Raw genomic sequence first — 12,883 nt, forward strand, 5'->3', positions numbered from 1 at the left:
ATGGAAGAGTTATATGATGTAATTATAGTAGGCGGAGGGCCGGCAGGCCTCTCTGCCGCTATCTATATGGCCCGCGCTAGATACCGGACACTGATAATAGAAAAAGAAAAATTTGGCGGACAGATAACCATTACTTCAGAAGTAGTGAACTATCCCGGCATACCCAGTATCAGCGGCAGTGAATTGACCGAAGGAATGCGAAAACAAGCAGAAGCATTTGGTGCAGAATTTCTTCTGGCAAATGTGGAACAATTAGATTTGAATGAAGATATCAAAAGGGTTAAAACTGACCGGGGAGAGAAACGGGCCCTGGGTATTATACTTGCAACCGGCGCATCTCCCAGAAAAATCGGTTTCCCAGGCGAACAGGAGTTTCAGGGCCGAGGGGTCGCTTACTGTGCTACCTGCGATGGAGAATTTTTTACCGGAAAAGATGTTCTGGTGGCAGGCGGAGGCTTTGCTGCAGTAGAAGAAGCAATGTTTCTAACCAAATATGCAAGGCAGGTGCTTATTCTGGTACGGGGGGAATCTTTTTCCTGTGCCAAATCAGTTTCAGATGAATTAGCGAATTACGAAAAGATAAAGGTATTGTTTCATACAGAAATTAAAGAAGCAGGCGGAACAGACAAACTTCAATATGCATTGCTATACAACAGCCAGACCGGGGAAACCACACGGTTTGAACCGGAGGACGGCAGTTCTTTTGGTATCTTTGTATTTGCAGGGTATGCCCCCGCAAACAGCCTGTTCAAAGATATTGTTGATATAGATGAGCATGGTTATCTGATCACCGATATGAACCATAAAACAAGTATAGACGGTGTTTACGGCGCAGGAGATATCTGCGTAAAAAATTTACGCCAGGTAGTGACAGCCGTTGCAGACGGCGCCAAAGCCGCTACTTCTCTGGAAAAGTATGTTTCGGAAGTCCATGAGCGAAAAAATATACCACCGATTCCGATACCGTTAAAAGCCCACACGAGTGATAGCGCGTCAAGGGAAGCAAATAACCATCCGGAACAGGAAGAATCCCATTCCGATGGAGCATTTATTCCTGCTACCATGAGAAGTCAGCTGAAACCTTTATTTGAAAAGTTTACCAGACAGATCCGATTAAAAGCATTTTTGGATCAAACTCCTATATCACGGGAAGCAGAAGGATTTGTACAGGAAATGGCGGAATTGACTTCCTGGATCGAAACTGAAATCATACAGGATGCAAACATACCACTGACACCGTCCATAGACTTATATGAAAGTTCCGGATTATCTCTTGGATTCCGGTTTCATGGTGTCCCGGGCGGACACGAATTCAATTCTTTTATTGTAACTTTATATAATGCAGCAGGGCCGGGACAGATGATTGATGAGCAGCTATTGGGAAAGATACGGGCTATATCCGAACCGGTTAAAATAGATATTGCCATCTCCTTATCCTGCACAATGTGTCCGGACTTAGTTATGGCTGCAGGCAGAATCGCCATTGAGAATGCTAATGTCCAGTGTGATATTTTTGATCTGAATCATTTTCCGAAGCTCAAAGAAGATTATCAGATCATGAGCGTGCCTTGTATGATAATCAATCAGGAGCATGCTTATTTTGGGAAAAAGAGCATCGAGGAAATTCTTGGTCTTATAGATGAAAACAGTTAATATACTGATACAGTAATGCCTGGCAGGTTATTACTGTATCAGTTATGGTCAGAAAGAGGTGCGGTATGAATCAATTAGAAATAGAAAAAGTAATCGGTAGGGAAATCATTGATTCCAGGGGGAACCCAACAGTAGAAGCGGAAGTTCATCTCAAAGACGGAACCATAGGAAGAGGTGCTTCTCCAAGCGGAGCCTCAACCGGAATCTTTGAAGCACTGGAACTTAGAGATAATGATAAGACCCGTTTTAAAGGAAAAGGGGTTCAAAAAGCAGTTCAGAATATCAATGAAATCATAAATCAGGTCCTCTCAAATATGAATGCCGGTGACATTTATAAAATAGACAGCGCAATGATTGCAGCAGACCAGACAGAAGATAAATCAAAGCTGGGCGCCAACGCGATCCTTGCCGTTTCCATAGCATGTGTACGCGCTGCTTCTTTATCACTTAAAATGCCTCTATATCAGTTTCTTGGCGGCATCTCCGGAAATAAACTGCCGGTGCCTATGATGAACATTTTAAATGGAGGTGCACACGCTTCCAATACGGTAGATGTGCAGGAATTTATGATCATGCCGGTTGGCGCTTCCAGTTTTAAGGAAGGGCTTCGCTGGTGTACTGAAGTTTTTCATACACTGGCATCCATATTAAAATCCAGAGGCCTTGCTACTTCTGTCGGGGATGAAGGTGGATTTGCACCGGATCTTGCCAGCGATGAAGAAGCTATTCAGTATATTCTAATGGCAATAGAAGAGGCAGGATACCAACCCGGAAGAGATTTTGTGCTGGCGATCGATGCAGCAGCCAGTGAATGGAAAGGTGAAACCAGCGGAATTTATCTGCTTCCTAAGTGTAAAAAGAAATTCACCTCCCAGGAACTGATTGCGCATTGGAAAATGCTCTGTGATAAATACCCCATTTATTCCATTGAGGATGCGCTGGACGAGGAAGACTGGCAGGGCTGGCAGCTCCTTACAAAAGAACTGGGAAGCCAGGTTCAGTTAGTGGGAGATGATCTGTTTGTAACGAATACCAAGCGTCTGAAAAAGGGTATTGAATTGGGCTGCGGAAATTCCATCTTAATTAAACTAAACCAGATTGGAACGGTGTCGGAAACACTGGAAGCCATCAAAATGGCACAGCAGGCAGGTTATACGGCAATTGCTTCCCATCGCTCTGGAGAAACGGAAGATACTACTATTGCTGACCTTGCAGTCGCCCTCTCTACCGGTCAGATCAAAACCGGAGCTCCAAGCAGAAGCGAGAGAGTTGCCAAGTATAATCAGCTGCTCCGTATTGAAGAAGAACTTGGTAATGAAGCAGTGTATCCCGGTATTCATGCATTTAACAGACACTAAATATTATTGACACAAAAAAAGCAGGAGTAAAACGGCTTTATGCCATTTAGTCCTGCTTTTGCATTTGGTTTTCCGATGCTTTATCTGCTTCTTATCTGTTATTTATCAAATATCTTCAATGCTTCCTGAAGCTGTTTATCCTTTTTCAATGGAACATTCGCTTCTTTTGCCTGTTCCTCATCTGCTTCTATCACCACATCCGGTTCCAGTCCGTTACCCTGGATGGAATAGCCGCTTTTTGTGAAATAGCTGGAAATGGTAAGTTTCACGGCTGTGCCATCTTCCAGAGGAATAACATTTTGTACAATTCCTTTGCCAAAGGAAGTAGTTCCTGCTAATGTACCCCATTCATAATCCCGGATTGCACTTGAAAATACTTCTGCCGCACTGGCTGAATTTCCATTCATTAACACGACCGTTGGAAGTTTTACTTCATGCCCGTCCTGACCGGATATTTCATCAAGGCGGCTGCCATGTTTATCTTCCGTATATACGATCAATCCATCCGGCAGAATATAATCCAGCATGGAAACCACGCTGTCAAGAAGTCCGCCGGGACAGTTTCTAAGGTCATAAACAATTTTTTCCATTCCCTGTTTCTCTAAATCATCAATTGCATTCTTAAACTGTTCAACCGTTACTTCATCAAATTCACTGATCGCAATATACCCGACTTTATCCGGAAGCATTTTATAAGTAATGGTGTCTACTTTTATTTTTTGACGCTTCATGGTTAATTCCAGGGTTTCATCTGTCGATTTACGGTAAACCGTAATCTTAACATCGGTTCCTTCCTCCCCGGATATCATTTCAACGATCTTGTTTAACTCGGTTCCTGAAACATTTATATCGTCTACACCAATAATAATGTCATCTACTAATATTCCAGCGCCTTCTGCCGGACTATTTTCATAGACCTTAGCAATACTGGCTTGTTTTGTTATATAGTGCTGGTTAACCAGTACTCCAATTCCACAGTAATTTCCGGAAGAAGATTTTTTCATTGATTCAAAATCCTCTTTATTGTAATAAGCAGAATAGACATCGTCCAGCCCATACAGCATCCCCTTGTATATCCAGTCCTCAACCTGTTCATTATTCTCATCAAAATAATAATACTTGTCGATTAAATTCTGAATAGTGCTGATCTTATTTGATATACGGGACACATCCAGTTCTTCTTTTTTTCCGGATTCTGTCCCGTTCTCACTTTTAGCGGCAGTTTGCTGTGCCCCATTGGTTTCACCCGCGACAGATCTGGAATCCCAGGCCTTGCTGTTCGTATAAATCAATAAAGACATTATACAGATGATCCCCATCGCTGCGGCGCCTGTTATAATGCCTTTCCAATAAGAATTTTTATGATCTCTGTTCTTATCCTCCAATGTTTTGTCCTCCTTGCACTCTCTATATTCAGTATGGTACGTTCCTATTAACTATACCCGTTAAATATTTTAAGTATACAAGGATTTATCAACAGAGTCAATGTAAATTACTTAAAAAACACTTTATATCCTACCATCAAATCTACCATTCTGTTATAACTTTTCACACCGTCCGACTGACCATTCGCTTTTAAATAAGTATCATTCATTTTTACAGCTGCCTTTGCCACTTTTGTATCATAGCGTTTCCAAAAGCTATTATTGGCAGTAAGGTCTGCTTCTACAATGGGGTTAATCTGTCTGCGGATTCTTTTGTAGGCTTCTTTATCCGACTTGCTTAAAACATTCATGCTGGATATCCAGGCGGTAAGGCTGCCGCTGTAACGAAATTCCGGTACATCCGATTTTTCACATGCCAGATATGCTATAAAATTTGCTTCATCCTCCTGCATAAATCCTTTTAAGTGGGAGAGTTCATGGCACGCAGTAAATGGGATATTATAAGGAAGCATATCTCCATTGTAGTTTGCCTCAATCGTAAAAGGCGAGTAGATGCCGCTTAAATTCTGAACGGATAAAATACCGGATGCCCACAATTTTTTAGGTCTTGGATAATAATCCGACAATCCGATATAGTCTTTACTGACCATCTTCATAGCCTCTACTGCCTGATTCTGTACGGTTGTGTCAACAATACAGATACCTTCCGTATTGCGTTTCACCATTCCTGCCCACAGATTTACTTCTACGGTTAAGTCCTCACACAGGATAGCCAGATCCGAAGAAGTGTAGGAAACAACCTCAAAACCATTATGCTGTGAAAAGGAAACTCTCTGATAATTAATGCCGCAGTTAATGGTATATAAAAAAAATAGAATAGCCGCTCCATGAACCAGATATAAAAGGCCTATGTAAATATGCGATAATTTTTTCTTTTTGCGGACTACTTGCAAAATAAATATGAAAATACTAATGACACAGACGATGATAGCGATATAGAGAAATATTTCTACCAAAGAAAACGGGAATATGGATTCCAATCGCCCGATACAGTTGACCAGGACCGGATAAATCGTTGCCGAATACCATTCTGCAAATCCTTTGTATTCTTTTGCCAGAAATAGCAAAAAGAGGCTAAAAACGTATAATAACATACTTCCAAATAATTGTAACAGTTTTTTGTTGTCATCTACTCCAATTTCTCCCATAATTTGCCCACCTATCACAAAAATTCTAATAATTACATTTTAGCAAAATTCGACAAATTTTTCTACAAAAAACAGAAATGTTCATACAATGTTTACATGTTAATTTTTACCATTAACCCTACCATATTTTATGGGCAAATGTGATAAAAAAAGTACTAAAAATCATAAAATATTACTCTTGTGGAACCAAAAGAAAGAGTAATATAATGATAACATACAAAAGATGGAAAGGAGGTAAACTGATGACAAAGATGCCCGTTAATTTTCAGAGTCCTGAGGACATCATTAAATTTGTAAATATTGTAAGCAGTTATGATTATGATGTGGATTTAAAGTGTGGACACTACGTGGTGGACGCGAAATCCCTGGTCAGTGCATTTACGCTGAGTAATTCCACTAATATTGAGATGCAGATCCATGGCGATGATTGCAATGAATTGTTAGTCCATGTTGCCGAATATTTATGCAATTAGTAGTAGAAATAAGAATGTCATTTGATTAATGTTCTATAGACGGCACATAATCAGATCGGCATTCTTATTTTTTGCGTTTATAATTTTATACAGCGGGACCGTGCCCGTACCTTGAAATAATTGTGGACAAACCCTAAAATAATAGGTATGATAAGCTAGAGTATGTTTATTTTTAAAACATGCGCTGGTAGTCCAAAGAGGACAACCAACTATATACATAAGAATAAATTAATAGAAGGAACAAAGGAGAAATTTTATGCTTCATATCGTCATATGTGATGATCAACCCATTATTGCCGAGAAAATTAAAAATATCATAGTTAGTCAGATGGCTGATACTAATGAAGATTATCAATTAACTGCAAAATATAACGGAAATGATCTGCTTGCATTTGTATCTGAAAATCAGGCAGATCTAATTTTTCTGGATATTGATATGCCGGACATCTCAGGCATGGAAATTGCATCACAGCTTTATCAGTCAGGAATCAGCAACCGCATTGTCTTTGTAACCAGTCATGCAAATCTGGTTTTCGATACTTTTAAGTATCACCCGTTTCAATTTATAAGAAAAGAGTATATGGACACAGAACTGCCGGAAGTCTTGAATGGCTTTCTTGATCTGAACACAGATGAGAATCAGGTACTTGAGATTACAGATGCTGACGGCATACATCTCATTCCAATTAAACAGATCATATTTATGGAAAAGATAGACAGAAAAATTGCTATTATTTGCAACAATGATAAAACCTTCCAGGTCTGGGCATCACTGCGTGATTTTGAAACAACCTATGCTAAGAATGGCCTGTGCAGAATACATAATGGCATTATGGTGAATCTGAAGTATGTTTCAAGTATCGAAAACGACACTGTTATTATGGAAAATGAAATGGAACTTCCAATGAGCAGAAGCCGTAAGAAAGATGTAAAACAGCGGTTTATTACATATATGAGGGGGCGATAAATGAATATACTTTATACAGTAACTAAATACTTAGCCAGTCCGATCGAAAACTTTCTGATTTTATATTTTCTGGTTAAATATCTGGACTATAAAAATGATTCAACTTCAAGTAAAGTAGGCGGTGTGCTAGCCGTCATATTTGTTACGCTTATTGCACAATTTACAGGAACATTCTACAGAAGTGACGTGATACTCCCCATTGTTGCAATTTTTGTTCTGTGGACATATTGCAGATGGGCTCTAAACGGCGGGGCAATGCTTCAAATGCTGTGTTGTTTTACACCATTTATTATGATTACATTGATCAATACACTTACATATCAATTAGTTGCAATGTCTTTTAATATTAGTATTGATGCTTTGTTAACATCAGATTCTTATATGATGATCTGGATATTTATCATTACCAGAGTTTTGCTGTACGTATTTATACAAGTCATATTACGCGTAATGAAACGTAGTAGGCTAAACCTAAGAAAGCGGGAGTGGATTACCTTTCTAATCGTTTTCCTGGTATCTTTTATAACCGATACAACCTTATATTTAATGGTTAGAAATAATCCGACAGATGAAGCTATGAACTTTAAGGCTCTCATCATTCTCATAGGCATTATTATCATTGATATTTATATCTATCATTCCATTTTATCTTTAAGTCAGGAAAATCAGGATATTTTGCATATGGAACTGACAGAATTGAAATGTAAAGAGTTGGAGAGACAGCTGTTCCAGATAAAAGATGCTGAAAATAGAGAAACAAAAATGCGTCATGATTATAAAAATCACCTTGCTTGTATACAAACACTTTTAGTGGAAGAAAAATATGATACCGTAAAAGATTATGCCAAGAAAGTATCAGACTTTTATCTTCAGCAGTCAACAGCTTCTGAAATCTGCAATAATCACACCATCAATGCCGTTCTTCACGCTAAATCGGATGTTTGTCAAAAATATGGTATTCCTTTAGATATCAAAGTAGCGGGAGATACAAGCATGCTGGATGGAGTTGATACCAGTATAGTTTTATTCAATCTCCTGGACAATGCAATTGACGCAAATATGCATAATGAGAATAAATGGATTTCACTGGAGATGTATCAGGAAAAACGGTATTTCAATATTTTTGTAAAAAATCCAATTAAGGAATCAGTTTTAAAGAAAAATCCAAAGTTGATATCTACAAAAGGTTCTTCTGGAAAGCACGGGCTGGGACATCTCAATGTAGAGGATGCTGTAAACAAGAACGGAGGTATTGTAGAATATTACGAAAAAGACAATACATTTATAGCACATATTATGATGAAAATATAAACAAATTACCAGTTAGACGATAAATCAGACCAATTAGTCAATTCGTATTGAAACTTTTAGAATTAATTGGTAAAATCCAATAGAAATGTAAAATTCTATGAAGTTTATATAGGGATTTAGGTGAAGTTATGATTTCTAAGTGTGCTAATGTGGTGACTGATTTATGTGTCCGGAAGATGATCATTCAAGGCACTGAAAAAGAAGTATACCAGTATGGTTTTGAATTAATAATATCAACTGCAGTCAATATATTCTGGGTATTATTAATTGGTATTGTTTACCAAAGAATTTTTTTAGCTTTATTCGGGTTTTTAATTTTTGCATGGATTCGGACCCAAAGTGGAGGATACCACGCAAGTTCTTATTTCAGATGTAACTTTTCATTAATTATTGTATTTGGATTTATCATGACATCTGTTCGTTTTTTTAAAATTACAGATATTAATTTCGCCTTTTTTGTACTGGCATACATATATGTTCCACTTTTTATGTGGCAGTTTTCACCAATTGAAAACTTGAAATCCCCTTTAGACACTACTGAAATTCCTCTTATAAAAAGAAAAGTTTTATTGAGAGTACTTATTTGTGAAGTAGTGGGCATTTGCGGATGGGTATTCGGTTTCAATGAACTCGCTGTTTTAGTTTTGTTTGTTCTTGTTACCGTTATCATATTAATAATTATAGAAATATTGAAAAGGAGGCGATTAAATGAAAACCTGTATTAAAAAAAACCTGTTAAAAGTTGTTGCAGCTGCTGGACATGCTGTAGCATTAGAAGGTGGTGACTGGCCATCATGGTATGGAATTTACCAGCCATCTAAACCAGAAGCTTTAAAAAAATCTAATGGTAAAAGTACCAAATAGGATTCAAAAATTACCAACTAGACAAGAATCTAATCCAGTTAGTCAAAAGCTATTGTAATTTTTTCAAAATGAGTTAATATATTGGTGTTCAGACAATTATTAACTCATTATCCTTTTTCGGAAGCTGTCTGATTTGATTACTGTTATCGTTTGAGGGAGTACTGCGTGAAGTGGGGAACGCGTGTATATAAATATATATGAGCGATAATAACGTACGGAAATTTTTTTAATAAACGAACAGAATCAAATCGGCTTCATAATACGCCTCTGTAATATGCCAGACGCCTTTATCTGGGATATTACAGAGGCCATTTTTATTTTGTAATGGCAATTTTGAATAAGGTGTGTTAGAATCATGTTAGTTTAAATTTTGCCTTTCGGAGGAAAGCATATGGATTGTAAAACTGCCCAGCAGATGATTTTGCCTTATATACAGCGAAAATTAAATGATAAAGAACTCGAAAAATTCATTGAGCATATCAAAGAATGTCCGGAATGCCATGAAGAACTTGAGATTTATTTTACGATCTATTTTGCATTGGAACGTCTGGATGATGAAAGCCATATAAACTATAATATCCAGAAGCTGCTGGTTGATGACCTGCATTCTTCTGAGCATCGTGTCCACCGCAGAAAGATCATGCGTTTTTACCGGCATTGCTTTATGGCTGTGGCGGAACTGGCTCTGTTAATCGTTCTTTTTACCCAGTTTCAGATGTGGGGAAGTAATAAAACGATTCAGCAGACAACAATCTATGAATTTGTCTATGGCAATCCAAAATCCGAGATCGATGAAAATTTAAAAGATATACCTCAGATCTACCAGATTGAAACTATGGATTCTGAGAAAGCTTCCGGCAGTGAAAAGAGCAGTGTGAAAAAAACTCCCGAGACGGAAAGTTCTGCCAATTCTGCCAGCGAAAAATCCACAAATAAAAAAAAGAAGAATACAAAGAAAAAGAATGCAAAAAATAAGAGTACTGAAATTCAGACTACAAAAAAGTAATTGGAGATATCTATGAGTAAAAAAATTGTTTTAATAGATGGACATAGTATTTTAAACAGAGCATATTACGGAATTCCCGACCTGACTAATTCGGAAGGACTTCATACCAATGCGATTTACGGATTTTTGAATATCATGTTTAAAATATTATCCGAAGAAAACGCGGATTATCTGGCAGTGGCATTTGACTTGAAAGCCCCTACATTCCGTCATACAATGTATGCGGATTACAAAGGCACCAGAAAGCCTATGCCGGATGAACTGCGCCAACAGGTGCCGGTGATGAAAGAAGTTCTCCAGTCTATGGATATTCCGCTGATGCAGCTGGAAGGATATGAAGCAGATGATCTTTTGGGCACCGTTGCAAAAAAAATGGAAAAAGAAGGTCTGGTGGTTTCTATCGTTTCCGGAGACAGGGACATGCTGCAGCTTGCAACAGACCAGATCAAAATCCGCATTCCCAAAACGAAACGTACCGGTACGGAAATAGAAGATTACAATACCAAAGATGTAATAGAAAAATATCAGGTTACACCCCCTCAGATTATTGAATTAAAAGCACTGATGGGGGATGCTTCTGACAACATACCGGGAATCCCGGGGGTTGGTGAAAAGACGGCAACAAAATTAATTGTTGAATACGGATCTATTGAAAATGCCCATGCTCATGTGGATGAGGTGAAACCGAATAAAGCCAAAGAATCTCTGAAAAATCATTATGATTTGGCTGTACTGAGTAAGGAACTGGCTACGATTAACATAGAAAGCCCTCTTGAATTCTCTCTGGAAAGTGCAAGAATTCATAACCTCTATACCCAGAAGGCTTTTGAAATGTTTAAGCGTCTGGAGTTTAAAAACCTGCTTTCAAAATTTGACTGCGAAGCACCGGCTAATACAGTGACCGATTCATTTGCGAAAGCTGATGACTTGGGTAAAGTAGAAGAGATATTTACAAATGCCTGTAAGAAAGAGCATGTAGGCTTACAGCTTTTTATAGAGAAAAACTTGCTTTTCGGGTGTTCACTCTGTTTTGGAACTGCAGATATTTATTTTATACCGGTTCAGGGATTCATATCCGAAGATTACCTGACAGGGAAAATTCATGAAATGATTCGGGCAGTCCCGGGCATTAGTACCATTAATCTGAAAGAGCAGTTAGGGTATCTTGCAGTAACCAGAGAACAGCAGCCGAAATTTGCTGACGCAGCCATTGGTGCTTATCTGGTGAATCCGCTAAAGGACACATACACATACGAAGATATTGCCAAAGAGTATCTGGAAATGATGGTTCCTTCCAAAGCAGAACTGTTGGGTAAAATTTCTCTGACAGCGGCAGCGGAAGATAAGGAAGCAGAACTGATAACTTATGCCTGCTACGCAGCTTATGTTGCTTTTGCTTCCACACCTAAAATCCGGGAACGCCTTGTGGAAATGAAGATGGATCATCTTTTTGATGAAATTGAGATGCCCCTTGTTTATACACTCTTTGATATGGAGCAGGAAGGGATTCTCGTAGAATCGGACGCACTGAAGATCTATGGGGAACAGCTTCAGATCCGTATTACGGAACTTGAGAAATCTATTTACGAGCAGGCAGGAGAGCAGTTTAATATCAATTCTCCAAAGCAGCTGGGTGTTATTTTATTTGAAAAGTTAAAATGTCCTAATGGCAAAAAAACAAAAACCGGGTATTCTACTGCCGCGGATGTTCTGGAAAAACTGGCTCCGGATTTCCCAATCGTAACCAATATACTGGAATACCGCCAGCTTACAAAATTAAAATCCACTTATGCAGACGGACTTGCGAATTATATCTCTTCTGACGGCAGAATACACAGCACCTTTAATCAGACCATTGCGGCAACTGGAAGAATCAGCAGCACAGAACCAAACCTGCAGAATATTCCCATCCGTATGGAACTCGGCAGACTTATACGTAAAGTTTTTGTTCCAAAGGAAGGCTGTGTATTTGTAGATGCCGATTATTCCCAGATTGAATTACGTGTTCTTGCACATATCTCAGGAGATGAAACTTTAATAAATGCCTATAGAGAAGCTCAGGATATTCACCGGATTACTGCATCCCAGGTATTTCACATACCATTTGATGAGGTTACCGATCTGCAGAGACGTAATGCAAAAGCAGTAAACTTTGGTATTGTCTATGGCATCAGCTCTTTTGGGCTCAGTCAGGATCTGAGCATCACCAGAAAAGAGGCATCGGAATATATTGAGCAATACTTCATCACCTATCCCAGAATCAAGCAGTTCCTGGATGAAACCGTAGAAGCTGCTAAAAAAGAGGGATATGTAACGACCATGTTTGGCAGAAGACGCCCTGTTCCGGAATTAAATTCCAGTAATTTTATGCAGCGTTCTTTTGGAGAGCGTGTAGCGATGAACTCTCCGATACAGGGAACTGCTGCAGATATTATTAAAATAGCTATGATTCGGGTAAATAACAGTCTGAAAGAAAAAGGACTGAAATCCAGATTGATCCTTCAGGTACATGATGAGCTTTTAATTGAAGCAGCTCAGGATGAACTTGCTCAGGTAGAACAGATTTTAGAGGCTGAAATGACAGGCGCTGCTGATCTGGCTGTAAAAATGGAGATCGATATGCATACCGGTAATAACTGGTATGAGGCTAAATAGATA

At 38.7% G+C, this 12,883-nt stretch carries 11 protein-coding genes; 9 read left to right on the plus strand and 2 right to left on the minus strand.

What is annotated here, in order from left to right:
* Both QR40_RS16165 and eno read left to right on the plus strand, forming a co-directional pair.
* Nucleotides 1–1,653 (plus strand): FAD-dependent oxidoreductase, encoded by a 1,653-nt coding sequence (locus QR40_RS16165; RefSeq protein WP_044295973.1) that lies wholly within the window; start codon nucleotides 1–3, stop codon nucleotides 1,651–1,653.
* A gap of 65 nt (nucleotides 1,654–1,718) precedes the next feature.
* Nucleotides 1,719–3,011 carry a phosphopyruvate hydratase gene (eno, locus tag QR40_RS16170; RefSeq protein ID WP_044295974.1) on the plus strand — a complete coding sequence of 431 codons (1,293 nt, stop codon included), beginning with the start codon at nucleotides 1,719–1,721 and terminating at the stop codon, nucleotides 3,009–3,011.
* 98 nt (nucleotides 3,012–3,109) lie between these two features.
* Here eno and QR40_RS16175 read toward each other — a convergent pair whose 3' ends face one another.
* Both QR40_RS16175 and QR40_RS16180 read right to left on the minus strand, forming a co-directional pair.
* Nucleotides 3,110–4,396: a S41 family peptidase gene (locus QR40_RS16175; protein WP_081998941.1), complete on the minus strand. Its 1,287-nt coding sequence runs from the start codon at nucleotides 4,394–4,396 to the stop codon at nucleotides 3,110–3,112.
* A gap of 107 nt (nucleotides 4,397–4,503) precedes the next feature.
* Nucleotides 4,504–5,604, minus strand: coding sequence for a DUF3810 domain-containing protein (locus QR40_RS16180; protein WP_044295976.1), 1,101 nt, complete (start codon nucleotides 5,602–5,604; stop codon nucleotides 4,504–4,506).
* A gap of 242 nt (nucleotides 5,605–5,846) precedes the next feature.
* On the opposite strand from QR40_RS16180, the gene QR40_RS16185 reads away from it, so the two are divergent.
* The 7 genes from QR40_RS16185 (at nucleotide 5,847) to polA (ending at nucleotide 12,880) form a co-directional block, all read left to right on the plus strand.
* Complete coding sequence (locus QR40_RS16185; protein WP_027294164.1) at nucleotides 5,847–6,077, plus strand: HPr family phosphocarrier protein; 231 nt, start codon at nucleotides 5,847–5,849, stop codon at nucleotides 6,075–6,077.
* A gap of 256 nt (nucleotides 6,078–6,333) precedes the next feature.
* A complete protein-coding gene (locus QR40_RS16190; protein WP_044295977.1) occupies nucleotides 6,334–7,044 on the plus strand; it encodes a LytR/AlgR family response regulator transcription factor in 711 nt (236 codons plus the stop codon).
* Nucleotides 7,045–8,355, plus strand: a complete 1,311-nt coding sequence (locus QR40_RS16195) for a sensor histidine kinase (RefSeq protein WP_044295978.1) — start codon at nucleotides 7,045–7,047, stop codon at nucleotides 8,353–8,355. It abuts the gene before it with no gap.
* 152 nt (nucleotides 8,356–8,507) lie between these two features.
* Complete coding sequence (locus QR40_RS16200) at nucleotides 8,508–9,080, plus strand: accessory gene regulator B family protein (RefSeq protein WP_160295823.1); 573 nt, start codon at nucleotides 8,508–8,510, stop codon at nucleotides 9,078–9,080.
* The gene (locus QR40_RS31420) at nucleotides 9,064–9,219 is read left to right on the plus strand and encodes an AgrD family cyclic lactone autoinducer peptide (protein ID WP_141728589.1); all 156 of its coding nucleotides are present in this window, start codon (nucleotides 9,064–9,066) and stop codon (nucleotides 9,217–9,219) included. The genes QR40_RS16200 and QR40_RS31420 overlap by 17 nt, the downstream gene beginning before the upstream one ends.
* A 391-nt stretch (nucleotides 9,220–9,610) precedes the next feature.
* Complete coding sequence (locus QR40_RS29945; protein WP_052377798.1) at nucleotides 9,611–10,225, plus strand: zf-HC2 domain-containing protein; 615 nt, start codon at nucleotides 9,611–9,613, stop codon at nucleotides 10,223–10,225.
* 12 nt (nucleotides 10,226–10,237) lie between these two features.
* A complete protein-coding gene (gene polA, locus QR40_RS16210; protein ID WP_044295980.1) occupies nucleotides 10,238–12,880 on the plus strand; it encodes a DNA polymerase I in 2,643 nt (880 codons plus the stop codon).
* The last annotated feature ends 3 nt before the right edge of the window (nucleotides 12,881–12,883 follow it).

The sequence above is a fragment of the Robinsoniella peoriensis genome (genome assembly GCF_000797495.1).
GTDB classification, from domain to species: domain Bacteria; phylum Bacillota; class Clostridia; order Lachnospirales; family Lachnospiraceae; genus Robinsoniella; species Robinsoniella peoriensis.

Excerpts from the sequence above, each read along its gene's own strand:
- QR40_RS16165 (WP_044295973.1), top strand. The coding sequence starts at position 1 with ATGGAAGAGTTATATGATGTAATTATAGTAGGCGGAGGGCCGGCAGGC.
- eno (WP_044295974.1), top strand. The coding sequence starts at position 1,719 with ATGAATCAATTAGAAATAGAAAAAGTAATCGGTAGGGAAATCATTGAT.
- QR40_RS16180 (WP_044295976.1), bottom strand. The coding sequence starts at position 5,604 with ATGGGAGAAATTGGAGTAGATGACAACAAAAAACTGTTACAATTATTT.
- QR40_RS16185 (WP_027294164.1), top strand. The coding sequence starts at position 5,847 with ATGACAAAGATGCCCGTTAATTTTCAGAGTCCTGAGGACATCATTAAA.
- QR40_RS16190 (WP_044295977.1), top strand. The coding sequence starts at position 6,334 with ATGCTTCATATCGTCATATGTGATGATCAACCCATTATTGCCGAGAAA.
- QR40_RS16195 (WP_044295978.1), top strand. The coding sequence starts at position 7,045 with ATGAATATACTTTATACAGTAACTAAATACTTAGCCAGTCCGATCGAA.
- QR40_RS31420 (WP_141728589.1), top strand. The coding sequence starts at position 9,064 with ATGAAAACCTGTATTAAAAAAAACCTGTTAAAAGTTGTTGCAGCTGCT.
- QR40_RS29945 (WP_052377798.1), top strand. The coding sequence starts at position 9,611 with ATGGATTGTAAAACTGCCCAGCAGATGATTTTGCCTTATATACAGCGA.
- polA (WP_044295980.1), top strand. The coding sequence starts at position 10,238 with ATGAGTAAAAAAATTGTTTTAATAGATGGACATAGTATTTTAAACAGA.